At 49.4% G+C, this 16,553-nt stretch carries 13 protein-coding genes; 12 read left to right on the top strand and 1 reads right to left on the bottom strand.

The window, feature by feature from the left end; genetic code table 11:
- The first annotated feature begins 220 nt into the window (after positions 1–220).
- The 9 genes from M3661_RS00225 (at position 221) to M3661_RS00185 (ending at position 11,571) form a co-directional block, all read left to right on the top strand.
- A complete protein-coding gene (locus tag M3661_RS00225; RefSeq protein ID WP_021257108.1) occupies positions 221–1,138 on the top strand; it encodes a YitT family protein in 918 nt (305 codons plus the stop codon).
- Positions 1,139–1,608: 470 nt separating this feature from the next.
- Positions 1,609–2,670: an N-acetyl-gamma-glutamyl-phosphate reductase gene (gene argC, locus M3661_RS00220; RefSeq protein ID WP_251481203.1), complete on the top strand. Its 1,062-nt coding sequence runs from the start codon at positions 1,609–1,611 to the stop codon at positions 2,668–2,670.
- 79 nt (positions 2,671–2,749) lie between these two features.
- On the top strand, positions 2,750–3,997 hold the full coding sequence (gene argJ / locus M3661_RS00215) for a bifunctional glutamate N-acetyltransferase/amino-acid acetyltransferase ArgJ (RefSeq protein WP_251481201.1): 1,248 nt from the start codon (positions 2,750–2,752) through the stop codon (positions 3,995–3,997).
- A gap of 208 nt (positions 3,998–4,205) precedes the next feature.
- The gene (gene argB / locus M3661_RS00210) at positions 4,206–5,042 is read left to right on the top strand and encodes an acetylglutamate kinase (RefSeq protein WP_251481200.1); all 837 of its coding nucleotides are present in this window, start codon (positions 4,206–4,208) and stop codon (positions 5,040–5,042) included.
- 109 nt (positions 5,043–5,151) lie between these two features.
- On the top strand, positions 5,152–6,363 hold the full coding sequence (locus M3661_RS00205; RefSeq protein ID WP_251481198.1) for an acetylornithine transaminase: 1,212 nt from the start codon (positions 5,152–5,154) through the stop codon (positions 6,361–6,363).
- A gap of 65 nt (positions 6,364–6,428) precedes the next feature.
- Positions 6,429–7,382, top strand: a complete 954-nt coding sequence (gene argF / locus M3661_RS00200) for an ornithine carbamoyltransferase (protein ID WP_065293024.1) — start codon at positions 6,429–6,431, stop codon at positions 7,380–7,382.
- 41 nt (positions 7,383–7,423) lie between these two features.
- The gene (locus M3661_RS00195) at positions 7,424–8,689 is read left to right on the top strand and encodes an argininosuccinate synthase (RefSeq protein WP_065293025.1); all 1,266 of its coding nucleotides are present in this window, start codon (positions 7,424–7,426) and stop codon (positions 8,687–8,689) included.
- Positions 8,690–8,709: 20 nt separating this feature from the next.
- Entirely contained in the window at positions 8,710–10,128 is a 1,419-nt protein-coding gene (gene argH / locus M3661_RS00190; RefSeq protein ID WP_065293026.1) for an argininosuccinate lyase, read from the top strand.
- Positions 10,129–10,395: 267 nt separating this feature from the next.
- The gene (locus tag M3661_RS00185) at positions 10,396–11,571 is read left to right on the top strand and encodes a KamA family radical SAM protein (protein ID WP_065293027.1); all 1,176 of its coding nucleotides are present in this window, start codon (positions 10,396–10,398) and stop codon (positions 11,569–11,571) included.
- Positions 11,572–11,857: 286 nt separating this feature from the next.
- Here the strand turns inward: M3661_RS00185 and M3661_RS00180 are convergent, their stop codons facing one another.
- Positions 11,858–13,285 carry a VanW family protein gene (locus M3661_RS00180; RefSeq protein ID WP_065293028.1) on the bottom strand — a complete coding sequence of 476 codons (1,428 nt, stop codon included), beginning with the start codon at positions 13,283–13,285 and terminating at the stop codon, positions 11,858–11,860.
- A gap of 349 nt (positions 13,286–13,634) precedes the next feature.
- Here M3661_RS00180 and ftsE point away from each other — a divergent pair, with 349 nt between their 5' ends.
- From ftsE to M3661_RS00165, 3 genes are all read left to right on the top strand, one after another.
- Positions 13,635–14,321 (top strand): cell division ATP-binding protein FtsE, encoded by a 687-nt coding sequence (gene ftsE, locus M3661_RS00175; protein ID WP_021258837.1) that lies wholly within the window; start codon positions 13,635–13,637, stop codon positions 14,319–14,321.
- Positions 14,311–15,222: a permease-like cell division protein FtsX gene (gene ftsX / locus M3661_RS00170; RefSeq protein ID WP_065293029.1), complete on the top strand. Its 912-nt coding sequence runs from the start codon at positions 14,311–14,313 to the stop codon at positions 15,220–15,222. Before ftsE ends, ftsX begins: the two co-directional genes overlap by 11 nt.
- 61 nt (positions 15,223–15,283) lie before the next feature.
- The gene (locus M3661_RS00165; protein ID WP_251481196.1) at positions 15,284–16,531 is read left to right on the top strand and encodes a murein hydrolase activator EnvC family protein; all 1,248 of its coding nucleotides are present in this window, start codon (positions 15,284–15,286) and stop codon (positions 16,529–16,531) included.
- The last annotated feature ends 22 nt before the right edge of the window (positions 16,532–16,553 follow it).

Here is a 16,553-nt window from a genome sequence, read left to right as displayed (position 1 = left end):
AGGATACAGATTTCTTGCCAAGTAATGCTCACCGCGGAGTTCTGGGATAATGTGAAGTAGTGTGACTCCGCCAAGTACTACGGCACTGCCAAGTATTGCACCAACGCCAAATGGTTCAACGCTGGAAAAACGGCAGCACTCCAGAGAATTATGTGACACCACCGAGTACCACGTTACCATAGCTGCTATACCATACTGTGTATTACGAAGGAGAGACATTATGCCCCATACATCGGATTCATCTATTTCTCAATCGAGGAAACCTCGGCGTAACAACAATGGCTTACTGCTTCCATATGATCATCCCATGCGGGCAGTAATGGATTACGCCCTGCTTTTCCTTGGAGCCTTTATTATGGCGCTTACGTTCAATACATTAATGCTGCCGAACAAGATCGCATCAGGGGGCATTTCGGGTCTATCCATCTTGCTGGAGAGTCAATTTGGGTGGAACCCTGCAATTACGCAGTATGCATTCAATATACCGCTCTTCATTTTAGGGGTATGCTTGCTAGGCAAGCAGTTCGGGATTCGGACACTTGTAGGTTCCGTTTCCTTGCCGACCTTTATCTATCTCACACAACATTTAGGGCCTGCTACGGATAATCCGCTGCTTGCGGCTATTTTCGGTGGAATAGGGATTGGCTTGGGTCTAGGTATCGTATTCCGCGGTCGTGGCTCTACCGGAGGCAATGCCATTACCGCACAGTTGCTGAGTACTTTCGGTAAAATCAATATTGCACTGTCTGTCGCGATTTGTGACGGGGTTATCATTTTGCTTGCCGGATTCATGCTTTCCTTTGAAAACGCCATGTATGCGCTCATCGCTTTGTTCGTAACGAGCAAGACGATCGATGTGGTTCAGGTAGGCTTGGGTTATACGAAGGTTGCATTCATTATTAGTGATGAAGCCGATAAAATTACGGATACGATTCTGCATGATCTCGATCGCGGATTGACGAAGCTGCAGGGCGAAGGCGGCTACACGGGCGAAGGACGTACCGTGCTCATGGTCGTCGTCGGTCAGAGCGAAGTATATAAGCTGAAGGCGATCGTCCGCTCAGTGGATCCGCAGGCATTTGTCATTATTAGTGATACGAATGAGGTATTAGGCGAGGGATTCAAGGTGCAAGCGTAAAAAGAGCAAGAAGAGCAAGCCACACTTATGCCTAATAAGGTCTACAAGATATTCATTCGTTGCATAAGCTGTTCGATTTTATTCATAAAACGCAGTTCTATTCTGCATATCATGCCCCGCATGTATGTAGAGGGAGCTGCGTTTTTTTATTTGCGTTCGAGTTATCCTCATTGCAAAGTCAGATCATTTATCTCCGCTATCCCTATGTAGCATGGGTTTTGGACGATATCTCCCCTTAGTATCATGATCCATCCTTTTATCTTTTTCGTAAAGAAAATGAAATTTCATGGGAAAGTCGTTGTATTTATATAAATACAGTTGTATAATGATACATATTATTCATGAGGAATCATTTTCCTATACGTGTCAGTTATTTCAGGGCAGTAGCAATACCTCAGAGTTTATACCGATCACAACGAAGCATACGTTCAGGAGCTTATACGAGAGTAGTGAGGAATGGAGAGAGTGGAATGAATCAAGAGAAGCATGTACGAGTAGCCATTGTTGGTTCCACTGGCTACGGCGGTGTCGAACTTATCCGGCTGTTATTGAATCATCCGAATGTCACGATCACATCAGTCATTTCAGCATCGAGCGCAGGAGCACCCATTGCAGATGGATACCCGCATTTGCATGAAGTGATGTGCGATACATTGGACGGAGTGGATGTGGAAGAGATGCGAAGGAAGGCAGACGTTGTGTTTACAGCAACTCCTTCCGGCGTGAGCGGACAGCTGGTGCCGAAGCTGCTGGAGGCAGGACTCGCCGTTATCGATTTGTCCGGGGATTTCCGCATTAAGGATGGCGAGCTATATACGACATGGTATAAGCACGCTGCTCCACCGGAAGAGTGGCTAGCGGAAGCCAAGTACGGCTTGTGTGAGTTGTACCCGGAACGTGGATATGCAGAAGGGCGTAAGTTCATTTCCAATCCAGGCTGCTACCCAACGGCAACGCTGCTCGGACTCATTCCAGCACTGCAAGCAGGATGGATTCAACCTGACAGTCTCATTATTGACGCGAAATCCGGCGTATCCGGAGCTGGTCGAGGCGTAAACTTAGGTGTTCATTATGCGGAGATTAATGAAAACTTCAAGGCCTACAAAGTTAACAAGCATCAGCATATCCCGGAAATCGAGCAGGTTCTTAGCGAGGTTGCACAGCAGCCGGTTACGGTGACGTTCACCACGCACTTGACGCCGATGACTCGCGGCATTATGTGCACGATGTATGCGACGCTTGCAGGGACATACATCGAAGAGGACTTTATATCTCACTATCAAGAGTATTATGCAGGACGGCGATTCGTTCGCATTCGTCCACAAGGGCAGTGGCCGGCAACGAAAGAAGTGTTCGGATCGAACTTCTGTGATATCGGTTTTGCCGTAGATCGGAGAACGAAGCGGGTAACGATTATTTCCGTTATCGACAATGTCGTCAAGGGCGCGGCAGGCCAAGCGATACAGAATTTGAATCATATGATGGGATGGGACGAGACGACGGGACTGATGCTCACACCGGTGTACCCGTAACGTGAACATAAATACGAATAGCATGAAGCTATTCAATGAAAAAGATGTACGACTTTGATAAAGAAGAAGGTTGATAGGGATGCAAACGCAAGCTCTGAGCACAGAGGTGCAATTATTTAACATTATCGATGGATCAGTAACAACACCTCATGGATTTCGGGCCAGTGGGCTGTATTGCGGCTTGAAGAAATCCGAACGCAATGATTTGGGAGCTATCGTATGCGACGTTCCTGCTGCAGCAGCTGCCGTGTATACAACGAATGTATTCCAAGCAGCGCCGCTTGCCGTAACGCGTGCAAGTTTGAAGGAAGAGGGCAAGGTGCAAGCCATTATTGTGAACAGTGGAAATGCGAATGCCTGCACAGGCAAGCAAGGGGAAGCGGATGCTTACCGGATGCGCAGCGCATTTGCAGAGCAGCTTGGCATTGCACCGCATTACGTGGCTGTTGCATCCACAGGAGTCATCGGCGAGCCGCTGAAGATGGATTGCGTGGAGAGAGGGATCGTGGAGCTTCCTAAGAAGTTGACGGAGCTTGGAGAAGGTGCGGAGCAGTTCTCTCAAGCGATTTTGACAACAGATCTGGTGAAGAAGGAAGCATGTGCGGTCGTCATGGTCGATGGCAAGCAAGTTACGGTTGCGGGGTGCGCCAAGGGCTCGGGAATGATTCATCCGAACATGGCTACGATGCTTGGATTCGTAACGACTGATGCATCAATCGGCCAAGAGGCACTGGCAGGCTTGCTTCGTTCCACAACGAACAAGACATTCAATATGATAACGGTGGATGGGGATACGAGCACGAACGATATGCTTATCGCAATGGCGAGCGGCATGGCAGGCAATGAATCTCTCCATGAGCAGCATGAAGCATGGCAAGCGTTCGCAGCAGCATTCCACTATGTGTGTGAACAGCTTGCTAAAGCGATCGCTCGCGATGGAGAAGGAGCGACGAAGCTGATTGAGGTGCGTGTCACTGGAGCTGTATCAGATGAGGCGGCATCTGCGATTGCCAAGTCGATTGTTGGATCAAGTCTTGTGAAATCAGCTGTATTTGGTGCAGATGCGAACTGGGGCCGGGTTATAGCAGCTGTGGGTTATGCGGGGCAGCCGGTTAATCCCGATACGTTGGATATTCATATGGGGCCAATCACTGTGCTTCAGCAGTCAACACCGGTTGCATTTGATGAAGAGGCGGCGCTTGCCTATTTGAAGGGAGATACAGTCATCTTCCACGTTGATTTACATATGGGAGCTGGCGAATCCAAGGCATGGGGTTGTGACTTAACTTATGATTACGTGCGCATCAATGCGGCGTACCGAACATAGAGCGAGGCAAATGGAGGTCGTGATCTGTTGCAGTAACTGGACTGCAGTGACATAGCAACAGCAGCGCTACGAGCAGCGGATTTCTTTTTGCGCACAGTATTGGGATAGGAAATAAGAGAGAGAATCGGAGAGGCTAGATAAGCTGCAAGCAAGTGTAAAGTTTCATTAAGCGGTGTAAAGCAAGAGTGGGAAGGAGCGGCGTGGGAGTATGGCAACGACAGAAACTCAGGGCATAGAGCAGTCATCGGCGGCTACAGCTGTAAAGCTGTTCGTCATGAAGTGCGGGGGAAGCACCTTGGCAGCATTGCCGAATTCGTTCTATGAACAGCTTCATCAGCTTCAGGAGGAAGGTACAGTTCCTGTAATCGTGCATGGCGGTGGGCCTGCGATATCAGGCATGCTGGATAAGCTCGGTATCGAGTCCGAGTTCATCGGCGGGCTTCGTAGGACTGATGAAGCTGTGCTTGACGTCGTCGAAATGATCCTTGCCGGACAGATCAACAAGCAAATCGTACGGCGCCTCACACAAGTAGGGGCTAAGGCGATTGGGCTGTCGGGAACAGATGGTGGACTCATTCAGGCGGAGCCGGTACCTAACGCGGCACAAGTAGGCTTTGTCGGAGATGTGACCCATGTCAATGCATCCTTGCTGGCTGGATTGGTCGACATGAATCACATGCCAGTCATTGCGCCAGTTGGACTGGATCGTGCAGGCCAACGCTATAACATCAATGCTGATACTGCAGCAGGTGCTGTAGCGGCTTATCTCGAATCAGAGCAGCTTATTGTGGTAACGGATGTACCCGGCATTATGAGGAACGGCCCAGAAGGGAAAGTTGTACTTCCCGTTGTGACGACTGAGGAAGTTGAGGCGATGATCGAGAGTGGCGATATTTACGGAGGGATGATCCCGAAGGTGCAGGCTGCGATGAAATGTCTGGAGGGCGGCGTGCAGGAGGTTGTTATTGCTGACGGATCTGAACCTGATGTGCTGCGCCGATTGATGGCCGGGGAAGTGATCGGAACTCGAATTGTTAGGTCATAGATGACCTATTAAAACATGGAATAAATCGAAAAGTAAAGATTTAGATAGCAGTATGCTGCAGCTGAGAGGCTGTGAACGGAGTACCAGACTGAACGAAGGGGTGGAGACGATGACGAAGAATATAGATGCCGGGAAGGAAGCTAGCGCTTTGTTCCCAACGTATGCCCGCTATCCAATTGCACTGGTCAAGGGGCAAGGAAGCCGCGTATGGGACAATGAGGGGAAATGCTACTTGGATTTCATGAGCGGCATAGCCGTAACGAACTTGGGACATGTGCCGGGGCGGGTCAAGGCGCGTGTACAAGAGCAGCTGGATACGTTATGGCACGCTTCGAATCTGTTCCATATCCCACAGCAGGAGCAAGCGGCGGAACTGCTGACCGCAAATACATGTGCAGATGCTGTATTCTTCTGCAATAGTGGAGCGGAAGCGAACGAGGCAGCTATTAAGCTGGCGCGACGCTATCATGCAGCAGTTGCTAAGACAGGGCGGACGGAAATCATTTCGTTCCATCAATCCTTCCACGGCCGCACGTTGGCAACGCTGACAGCAACTGGTCAAGACAAGGTGAAGGATGGATTCGCGCCGCTGCCAGCAGGATTCCGTTATGTACCGTTTAACGATAGTGAAGCGCTGAAAGCTGCGATAACGGACAATACAGCAGCGATCATGCTTGAAATCGTGCAGGCAGAAGGCGGCGTCTTCCCGATCAAGGCATCATTCGCTCAAGAAGTAGCTGCATTGTGCAGGGAGCACGGACTTCTTCTCATCGTGGATGAAGTACAAACGGGAATGGGGCGTACAGGAGCATTGTTCGCACATGAGCATTACGGCCTTCAGCCGGATATCTTTACCGTGGCCAAGGGGCTCGGGAGCGGCTTCCCAGTAGGAGCTATGCTGGCGCAGGAGCATCTGCGGGCAGCGTTCAGTCCGGGCACACATGGCTCGACCTTCGGCGGCAACCCGCTCGCGATGTCAGCTGTAGTAGGCACACTGGAGACGATGCTGGAAGAGAAGGCTGCGCAGCGGGCGGCGGAGAAGGGGACGACCTTGCTTAACGCGCTGCGGGTGAAGTTGAGCGATGTACCGCTAGTGAAGGATATACGAGGTCTCGGGCTTCTTGTTGGTATCGAGTGCGCGGAACCTGTGGCGGATGTGATTAAGGAGGCACAGCAGGTAGGCTTGCTATTCATTAGCGCTGGTCCGAATGTGATTCGTTTGCTTCCGAATCTGTTCGTAACTGACGAAGAAATCGAAGAGGCTGTGGCAATTATCCACGATGTATTAGTGAAGCGTTCAGAGGTTGTTGCTACGGCATAGATGGCAATCGGAGCGTGTGCACAGATCGGATGGGAAGACAGCGACTATATACGGAGGTGGCCTTGATGGCAACAACAGCATCTACTATTGATTTGCGCGGACGCGATTTTATTGCGCTCGCTGACTATACAATGGAAGAATTGCAATACTTGATCGATCTCGCGATTGAGCTGAAGCGGAAGCAGAAGGCAGGCGAGGTGTATCAGCCGCTGAAGGGGAAGACACTCGGCATGATCTTCGAGAAGTCATCCACCCGCACGCGTGTATCATTCGAAGTAGGGATGTACCAGCTCGGCGGCCAGGCATTGTTTTTGAGTAAAAATGATCTGCAAATTGGCCGCGGGGAGCCAATATGGGATACCGCCCAGGTGCTGTCTCGCTACGTGGATGGCATTATGATCCGAACGTTTGCCCATCGCACGGTCATAGATTTGGCGCGCGGCGCTACCATACCGGTTATTAATGGATTGACGGATATGAATCATCCATGCCAAGCGCTGGCCGATTTCCAGACGATATATGAGAAAAAAGGAACGCTGCAAGGCTTGAAGCTGGCCTATATCGGGGATGGCAATAATATGGCGAATTCACTGCTGATGGGAGCAAGCAAGCTGGGGATACATGTCGCTGTCGCATCGCCCGAAGGATATATGCCGGATGAAGGCATTGTGAAGCAAAGCCGCGAGCAGGCGCAGCAGTCAGGATCTCAAGTGCTCATTACGAGTGATCCGAAGGAAGCAATCGCGAACGCCGATGTGGTCTATACAGACGTATGGGCAAGCATGGGGTTCGAGGCGGAGCAGTTGAAGCGTGAGCAAGCGTTCCGCAACTTCCAAGTGAATGAAGAATTAGCTCGATATGCGAAGCCTGATTATATATTCCTGCACTGCTTGCCTGCACATCGTGGTGAAGAAGTCAGTGAAGGTGTTATTGATGGAGGCCACTCTGTTATTTTCGATCAAGCGGAGAATCGTCTGCATGCGCAGAAGGCGATCATGGCTTCCTTGATGGGAGAGTAGCCTCTACAGCATATTGAAGCATATTGAACGGGGGAGTCATCGTGGCAAAGAACAAAATTGTGCTGGCCTATTCAGGCGGCTTAGATACATCCGTCATTCTAACATGGCTAAAGGAAACCTATGACGCAGAGATCATTACGTTTACCGCGGACATTGGACAGAAGGAAGAACTGGACGGCCTTGAAGAAAAGGCAATCGCAACAGGTGCATCCAAAGTCTACATTGACGATTTGCGCGCAGAGTTTGCGCAGGACTTCATCTTCCCAATGTTCCAGGCAGGTGCGCTGTATGAAGGGCAATATCTGCTCGGCACAAGCATTGCGCGTCCGCTCATTGCGAAGCGGATGATTGAGATTGCTCGTATGGAAGGCGCAACGGCGATTGCGCATGGTGCAACTGGCAAAGGGAATGACCAAGTCCGCTTTGAACTGACGGCAGCGGCGCTGGCACCGGACATTCAAGTCATCGCGCCTTGGCGCTCGGAGCAATTCCGCGCTGACTTCCCAGGACGCGCTGAGATGATCGCCTATGCGGAGAAGCATGGGATTCCGGTGCAGGCTTCTGCGGCCAAACCATACTCGATGGACCGCAATCTGCTCCACATTAGCTTCGAGAGCGGCATGCTGGAGGATCCTTGGTTTGACGCAACAGCAGATTGGAATAAAGGCATGTACGTGCTGAGTGTCTCCCCAGAGGATGCGCCGAATGAGTCTGAACTCATCGAATTAACATTTGAGCAAGGTAATTGTACTGCGGTTAACGGAGAGGCGCTCTCCCCTCTGCAGGTAATGGAGACATTGAATGAGCTTGGCGGCAAGCACGGCATTGGTCGTGTCGATATGGTAGAGAACCGCTTCGTCGGCATGAAGAGCCGCGGCGTCTATGAGACACCGGGCGGTACGATTCTATTTACGGCACACCGCATCATGGAATCGTTGACGATGGATCGCGAAGTAATGCATATCCGTGACTCGCTTATTCCGAAGTACAGTGCTGCAGTATACAATGGGTTCTGGTTCGCACCGGAGCGGCTTGCGATTCAAGCACTCGTCAACGAAAGTCAGAAGCATGTGACGGGTAGCGTACGGCTTAAGCTGTACAAGGGAAATGTGATGGGCGCTGGCGTACAGAGTCCGGTGAGTCTATACAATCCAGATATCGCAACGATGGAGGCAGACCCATCTCAGGCATACGATCAAAATGATGCAACAGGCTTTATTCATTTGAATGCCTTGCGTCTTAAGGTCGCTGCCGGCGTGCATGGTACGAAGGTCCATGGGGCTTCCTTGCAAGAAGCGGGCGTGTAACACAGGAAGGGGAGAGCAGCGTGAGCAAACTATGGGGCGGTCGGTTTACGAAACAGACGGATCAACTCGTTGAACAATATACAGCTTCGATTACATTCGATAAAGCAATGGCAGAAGAGGATATACATGGCAGCCTTGCTCACGTGGCGATGCTGGGGGCTTGCGGTATATTGCCGCAGGAGGATGTAGATCAGATTACGGATGGACTTCATCAGGTCGCGAGTATGATCCGCCGTGGGGAGCTGGATTACTCCGTATCCGATGAGGACATTCACATGAATATTGAAAAAGCGCTCATTGAGCTTGTTGGCCCGGTGGGCGGCAAGCTGCATACTGGACGCAGCCGCAACGACCAAGTGGCGACCGATATGCACTTGTACTTGCGCAAGCGTGTGGTCACCTTTGTTGAGCTGCTTGTGCAGCTGCAGGAAGCACTTATTGCGCAGGCGAAGGAGAACGTAGAGACAATCGTGCCTGGCTATACGCATTTGCAGCGTGCACAGCCGATTCTATTCGCTCATCATTTGATGGCGTATGTCGCAATGTTCGAGCGCGATATCGAGCGTTTGACGGACAGCTATAAGCGCATTGATATGCTTCCACTTGGAGCGGGTGCGCTCGCGGGGACGACATTTGCGATTGATCGTCATTACACCGCGAAGCAGCTTGGCTTCAGCCGCGTATATGAGAACAGTCTTGATGCAGTGAGCGATCGGGATTTCATCGTGGAATTCCTGTCGAACGCTTCCCTGATTATGATGCACTTGTCCCGCTTGTGTGAGGAGCTTGTGCTCTGGTCAAGCACTGAATTTCAATTCGTGGAGCTGGACGATGCGTTTTGCACGGGTTCCAGTATTATGCCACAGAAGAAAAATCCAGACGTCGCGGAACTAGTTCGTGGAAAGACAGGGCGGGTATACGGTAATCTCGTGGGCATGCTGACGGTACTCAAGGCACTGCCGCTAGCCTATAACAAGGATATGCAGGAAGACAAGGAAGGCATGTTCGACACTGTGCATACGCTGGACGGAGCACTGCGCTTATTTGCACCGATGATCGCTACGATGAAGGTGAATCGCAGCCGCATGCGGGAGGCAGTGCGTCAGGACTTCTCTAACGCAACTGACATTGCAGATTTCCTCGTTGGCAAGGGACTGCCATTCCGTCAGGCGCATGAAGTTATCGGCAAGACGGTGCTGTACTGTATTGAACAGAACAAATACCTGCTTGATCTGACTCTGGAGGAGTTTAAGCAATTCTCTGAACTGTTCGATGATCGTATCTATGCTGTCCTTCAACCTGAGCAGGTTGTCAATGCACGCAACGTATACGGCGGAACAGCAACGGTGCAGGTGGAGGCCGCCATTGGGCGGGCAGAACAAGCGTTGGCACAGAAGGCGCTCTGGATTGAAGCCAACGGTGGGATCAAGCTAGCATAAGGGGAAGAGTTGACGGCAGGCTGATTTCTGTTGGATAGGATGATCAGCGATAGTATTCAGCATCGACATGAAATCATGTAATTCAACTTATCGATGAGCACTGCGCGTTAATAGCGTCCTGTGAGGCGCTGACGCGCTTGTGCTTTTTTGCATTTGAAGGGAGGTTTCGCTTCGTAGGCTTCACCCCTTCCATTGCCTGAATATGTAAATATGTGTATAATTAACAATGTGCATATGCACGATCAAACTTCATAAGGAGGAATGCTAATGCCTCAGCCGAAGTACGTCACCGATATCGACAAGGTCACACAGTTGCCCGAGACGGAAAGGAAACGGCTCAAGCAGATTACCGAGAAATTTGTATTCCGCGTCAACGATTATTATTTGAACCTCATTGATTGGAACGACCCCAATGACCCGATTCGGAAGCTTGTTATCCCGAATACCGGGGAACTGAAAGAGTATGGACGATGGGACGCCTCAGACGAGGACACGAACTACGTAGTTCCTGGCTGCCAGCACAAGTATTCATCTACCGCACTATTAATTGTATCGGAAGTATGCGGCGCCTATTGCCGATACTGCTTCCGCAAGCGACTATTCCGCAACGATGTCAAAGAAGCGATGTCCGATGTGAATCCCGGACTCACTTACATTGCCGAACATCCCGAGATTAACAATGTCCTGCTTACCGGCGGAGACAGTCTGATTCTAGCCACCCCGAAGCTGCGCATGATTTTACAACGTCTGCGCGATATCCCTCATGTTAAGATTATTCGATTGGGATCCAAGCTGCCCGTTTTCAATCCGATGCGGATTTATGAAGATGAGTTATTGCTGGAGACGATTCGTGAATTTTCAACACCTGACCACCGGATTTATGTGATGGCCCATATTAATCATCCACGAGAAATTACAGAAGAAGCGAAGCGCGGATTCCAAGCACTGCACGAAGCTGGAGCTATCGTAGTCAATCAGACGCCGGTATTGCGGGGGATTAATGATGATGCGGATGTACTCGGAGAACTGCTAGATAAGCTGTCATGGGCTGGGGTAACCCCGTATTATTTCTTTATTAACCGGCCGGTTGCTGGCAATAGTGAATTCGTCCTCCCATTAAAGGAGGCGTACCAACTCGTTGAAGCAGCCAAGGCGAAGACCTCAGGTCTTGGTAAGCGGGTCAGGCTATCCATGAGTCATACATCAGGCAAAATTGAAATTTTGGCGATTGAGAACGGAAAGGCTTTTCTAAAGTATCATCAATCAAGAGAGGGCAATTATGGAGCGTTCATGGAGCTTGATTGTCCCGATGAAGCTGCTTGGTTCGATGATTTGCCAGGAAATGAACAGTTTTGGACACCACCACGCAAAAAACGGCATGACATCGTATCGGTCAATCAGCTTACAGATATGCCGCAGCAGCGAACGAAGCGGGATGCGTAATGCAATGTTCTGTACCTCGAAAGGGAGAAACTCCTTTCAATGCTGGGTATGGCGGCGTAGATTGAATGATCTCGCCTTGCATCCGGATCCAACTTCATTCTATAGGAGGACGTGGCGCTTGGCCGATGCCTCACCGCATTTTCTAATTTTGCATAGATGGTGATTGATTTACGTCCATCATTGGTTTGCCGCAATATAGTTTTATGCTTACACGAATAAGAGCCCTCCTCATCAATGGCTGAAGGAGGGCTCTTACTATTGAACCTCAGCATATTTCCCCAGTTAGCTAATCGTTGAATACCGGCCCGTTGACACCATCCTCTAAAATCGGGCTTTGATCCTTCTTCGAAGAAGACTGATCCGATCCGCCTGTATTGACCGCTATAAGTGTCGGCTGTGGTCTATACGTATCCACAAACATTTTTTTGCGTTCGACCTCTTTGCCGTTAACGAGCTTGATCCGGTAGGACTCTACCGTATAGCCCTGTTTCCCCTTCTGGATCGTCTCATGGCTGCCGATAGGGAGATTTGGATTTTTCACATATTTAATCGTTGGTTCCAGTACCTTCAAGGTCTTGGTCTCCATCCGATAGGATACATCCTTATCCATTGTGCCGAAAAATTTAATAATGAGCCGATCGTTCTCAGCAGCAGTTCGAATAATAAGATGCTTGCCGGTTGTGTTTTTGAAGCGGAAATTAATATAGCCCTGAGAGAAGGTGGCATCTAACCCAATTGGTAAATAAGAGACAGGTAATGAATGATTGCGTCGCTCGACGATTTCCAGACCAGTGCGAAGTACTGCATTGTATAAGGTGCTCGATACTTGGCAAATGCCTCCGCCAATGCCGGGCACAAGCTTGCCGTTGAAGATGACGGGAGCTTCCTTGAAGCCGTATTTCTTTTCCGTTTCAGCAATGACTTTATCATAGTCGAAAACCTCACCAGGCTTCAGCTCCATGTCATGAATGGTCTGGGCAGCTGCGTTGACATTATGGGTGCGGCCGTCGCTGGCTTGCACGAAGCTGGTTGAGAACTCAATAATCTTTCGTTCAATTCCCTCCGCTTTCAGCGATGCTATCGTGACTGGTGGGGCTGTTTTTTGTAGTGGTACCTGTAGAGCAATGGATTGCCCTTCGTTCCACGTGTGGGGGATGGAGGTGCGGATGAGTTGTTCCAGCTGTAATCGGTCGATGCGAAGGACTGTTTTTTCAGGTGTATAGCGAACGGTGTCGTCTTTTGTAATTTCCCGCTGTGCATTTACGGGCTTGCTGAATGTCTTTTCCTCCCAGTCTGGAGTCAAGCGCTTCGCCCACACGTCCTTATTCCAGCGGAATTGAAGTGTCCACGATGTCGGGAAATAGTAGCGTGCTTGAATTCGTTCCCAGAGAGAGCCTTCCTTCATCTTGTCGAGTGCGCGTAAAATAGGCTCAGCATCATATGTAACGCCGAGATCAGCAAGTGTAGTTTTGACTGGTTCAACGTTTGTGCCGTCGAAGGAGAATTCGAATGGCGTTTGCTCCAACTGCTCAATTTTTGCTTTTAATTGCTCGCGGAAGGCGTCCATGGATTGAGAGCCGATATTCCAGGTGGACAGATGTACGTTGGGAGGGATTGTTGGCTGTGATGCATAGCTGTGAGCCAAGCCCCATATCGCAGTACCTACCAACAAGAGCGAGGCAACGGTTATAAATAGTGCATGGATTTTTTTCACTGCAATAGCCTCCTGCTTATGAAAAAATGAAGAAGAGCGTCCTTGCTTGAAGGAAGCCTTAGGACGAGAAGATTTGATTTATTCATTTTCATACTATATGCGACTTGCATAGTAAACTTGACTTGATGAGTGTAGAGAACACGGGAACAATTGCGTTAGCTGGTTGGAGGGGAGGACTACAGCAAGGGCGGGACTGCTTCCGACGGCGTTAGCTGCTATAGAACGCTGAATGATAGCTGAATGTGGTGCTATGCGTAAAAAGATGTTGAAATTTCCTTTCTTTTAAAGGATTTAGAGCACTTATGTCGAATGTATATTAGCTGATCTTTTAAACTTAGGGTGTGATCATTTGATAGAAATGCAAGATGTATGGAAAACGTATCAAGACGGCTCTCACGCATTGCGCGGCATATCCGTCCAAATCGATAAGGATGAATTCGTCTATTTGGTTGGTCCGTCGGGAGCAGGGAAATCGACATTCATGAAATTGATCTATAGAGAAGAAGTGCCTACAAAGGGGCAAATTTTCGTAAGTGGATTCAATATCGGCAAGCTGAAGCAACGCAAGATTCCGTTCGTTCGGCGCAATATCGGTGTCGTGTTCCAGGACTTCCGGCTTTTGCCGAAGCTGACTGCTTATGAGAATGTAGCCTTCGCGATGGAGGTTATCGAAGCACCGAAGAAGGTTATTAAGCGCCGTGTGCCTGAGGTGCTGGAACTGGTTGGATTGAAGCATAAGATGGGTAGTCTGCCAGCACAGCTGTCTGGGGGAGAACAGCAGCGAATCGCGATTGCAAGGGCAATCGTGAATAATCCATCAGTGATTGTAGCTGACGAGCCAACGGGGAACCTCGATCCAGAGACATCATGGGGAATTATGAAGCTGCTTGAGGAAATTAATTTCCGCGGCACGACGATTGTCATGGCTACTCATAACAAGGATATCGTCAACTCGATGCGCAAGCGGGTTATTGCGATCGAGCAGGGACTTATTGTTCGTGACGAGGCACGGGGGGAATACGGCTATGATTTTTAATTCACTTTCCCGCCATGTCAGAGAAGGAAGCAAGAGTATTTTCCGCAATGGATGGATGTCTTTCGCATCGATTAGTACGATAGTGATCTCGTTGTTTATATTAGGTGTGTTCATGTTATTGTCCTTGAATGTAAACGAGATGACGAAGCAAATTGATAACAAGGTTCAAATTCGAGTTTATATGAAGCTTGATGCAACACAAGAGCAGAAGGAACTAGTTGCTACAGATATCGGCAATATGTCAGAGGTAAGCAAGGTTATCCCGATCTCCAAGGAAGAGGGCATGAAGCTGCTGGAGAAGAACTTGGGTGAGGACGGCAAGGAACTGCTTAACGGGTATACGAAGGATACGAATCCGCTTCCGGATTCCTTCACGGTTGAGGTATACGATCCAGCAATGATTGGCATGGTCGCGAAGAAGATTAGTGCCATTAATGATACGAATAGCGCGAAGCCGCTGTGGAAGGTCAATTACGGGAAAGGAACGGTCGATACCTTGCTGAAGGTAACGGCAACCGTACGCAACTTCGGCCTTTTTATTGTAGCCGGCCTAGCCGTGACAGCGATGTTCCTTATTTCGAATACGATTAAAGTTACGATTATGGCTCGTCAGCGCGAGCTTAGCATTATGAAGCTTGTTGGGGCAACCAATTCCTTCATTCGAGGACCGTTCTTCGTCGAAGGGGCTCTCCTTGGCATTGTAGGGTCACTGATTACCGTTGGACTGCTATTTTACGGATATCAGCAGCTCGTGACGAATTTTGAGCTGGGCTTGCAGATGGTCAAGCTTATTCCACTGCAGGATGCATGGCTGCTTGTTGGCAGCACTCTAGTGGGACTAGGCATTTTGATTGGCACATGGGGAAGTACGATTTCCATTCGTAAATTTTTGAAAGTATAGCATCGACGATATGCAGAACGTGAACGACAGGCCCGAATCGGGGAAGATAGGAGGAACCGGATTGAAACGGAGTACTGGATTGAAGAAGTGGATTATGTTAATCGCAAGCTTTGCAATTCTCTTCTCGATGGCGCCGCCTTCAACGGGACAAGCATCTGAGTTGGACAAGGTCAATCAGCAATTGAAGCAGCTTCAGACCGAGATGCGTCAAGCGGAGAATAAGCAGCAAGAAGCGAAGTCCACGAAGGCCGAAGCAACGAAGTTGCTTGGGAAGACGCAGAAGGATATGGACTATCTTCTGTCTGAGATTGATAAGAAAGCTAATGAGATGGCGAATGTCGCTCATCAAATAGATGAAACAGAATTAAATTTGGCTGAGTCAGCAGATGAACTGCAGAAGGTCAACAAACGAATTGATGAACGTGAGGATTTGCTCGATACGCGTGTGCGATTGATGTATACGAACGGTGTCGTGTCCTACATAGATGTATTGTTTAGTGCGACAAGCTTCTCTGATTTCCTGGATCGGTTCGATTCGCTGCAATCGATTGCTGAACAGGATAAGGAAATATTGGCGGAGCATAAGCGTGACAAGCAGCTCGTAGTCCAGAAGAAGCAGGAGATCGAGACGAACCTGAAGCAAGTAAAATTGCTGTATGCGAAGCTCGATAATGCGAAGAAGGACTTAATGCTGAAGGAAAAAGAAAAAGAAGTCATGATTGCAAGCTATAATAAGCAAATTGACGAGTCAGACGACGCGAGTGAGGAACAGGACAGACTGCTCATTGAATTTGCGAAAAAGCGTGCCGAGCTGCTCCGTAAGAAGAATGAGCTGATGAAGCCGAAGGAGAAGCCAAAGCCGAAGAAGCCAAGAAGCAATTCGAATTCGTCGAACTCAGCGTACGCGGGCGGCAAATTTGCGGTTCCTCTTCATGACGATTATTATATTTCTTCACGATTCGGTTCGCGCACGGATCCGATTACTGGGAAACAAGGAGCGTTCCATAGCGGTCTCGATATGGCCACGCCGGGAGGTACAGATATCTATGCTGCTGAATCAGGTACAGTTCTTATTGCTGAATGGTGGTCTGGATACGGCAACTGTGTCGTCATCGATCATGGAAATGGCGTGTGGTCCCTGTATGGACATATCCGCAACGGTGGAATTAAAGTATCGAAGGGTGACCAAGTTTCACGTGGCGACAAGATTGCAGAGGTAGGAGCAACAGGCCGGGCAACAGGCAACCACCTCCACTTTGAAGTTCGCGTGGATGGAGAACGGGTTGATCCAGAACCTTATTTGAAATAAAAATGGCAGTTTCGACATATAC

The organism is Paenibacillus sp. MER 180 (assembly GCF_023713665.1).
Taxonomy (GTDB): Bacteria; Bacillota; Bacilli; order Paenibacillales; family Paenibacillaceae; genus Paenibacillus_B; species Paenibacillus_B suaedae.
This window is presented reverse-complemented; position numbering and strand designations above follow the sequence as displayed.

What these genes read in the sequence shown, in the direction of transcription:
- M3661_RS00225 (WP_021257108.1), top strand. Translation starts at nt 221, where the DNA reads ATGCCCCATACATCGGATTCATCTATTTCTCAATCGAGGAAACCTCGG.
- argC (WP_251481203.1), top strand. Translation starts at nt 1,609, where the DNA reads ATGAATCAAGAGAAGCATGTACGAGTAGCCATTGTTGGTTCCACTGGC.
- argJ (WP_251481201.1), top strand. Translation starts at nt 2,750, where the DNA reads ATGCAAACGCAAGCTCTGAGCACAGAGGTGCAATTATTTAACATTATC.
- argB (WP_251481200.1), top strand. Translation starts at nt 4,206, where the DNA reads ATGGCAACGACAGAAACTCAGGGCATAGAGCAGTCATCGGCGGCTACA.
- M3661_RS00205 (WP_251481198.1), top strand. Translation starts at nt 5,152, where the DNA reads ATGACGAAGAATATAGATGCCGGGAAGGAAGCTAGCGCTTTGTTCCCA.
- argF (WP_065293024.1), top strand. Translation starts at nt 6,429, where the DNA reads ATGGCAACAACAGCATCTACTATTGATTTGCGCGGACGCGATTTTATT.
- M3661_RS00185 (WP_065293027.1), top strand. Translation starts at nt 10,396, where the DNA reads ATGCCTCAGCCGAAGTACGTCACCGATATCGACAAGGTCACACAGTTG.
- ftsX (WP_065293029.1), top strand. Translation starts at nt 14,311, where the DNA reads ATGATTTTTAATTCACTTTCCCGCCATGTCAGAGAAGGAAGCAAGAGT.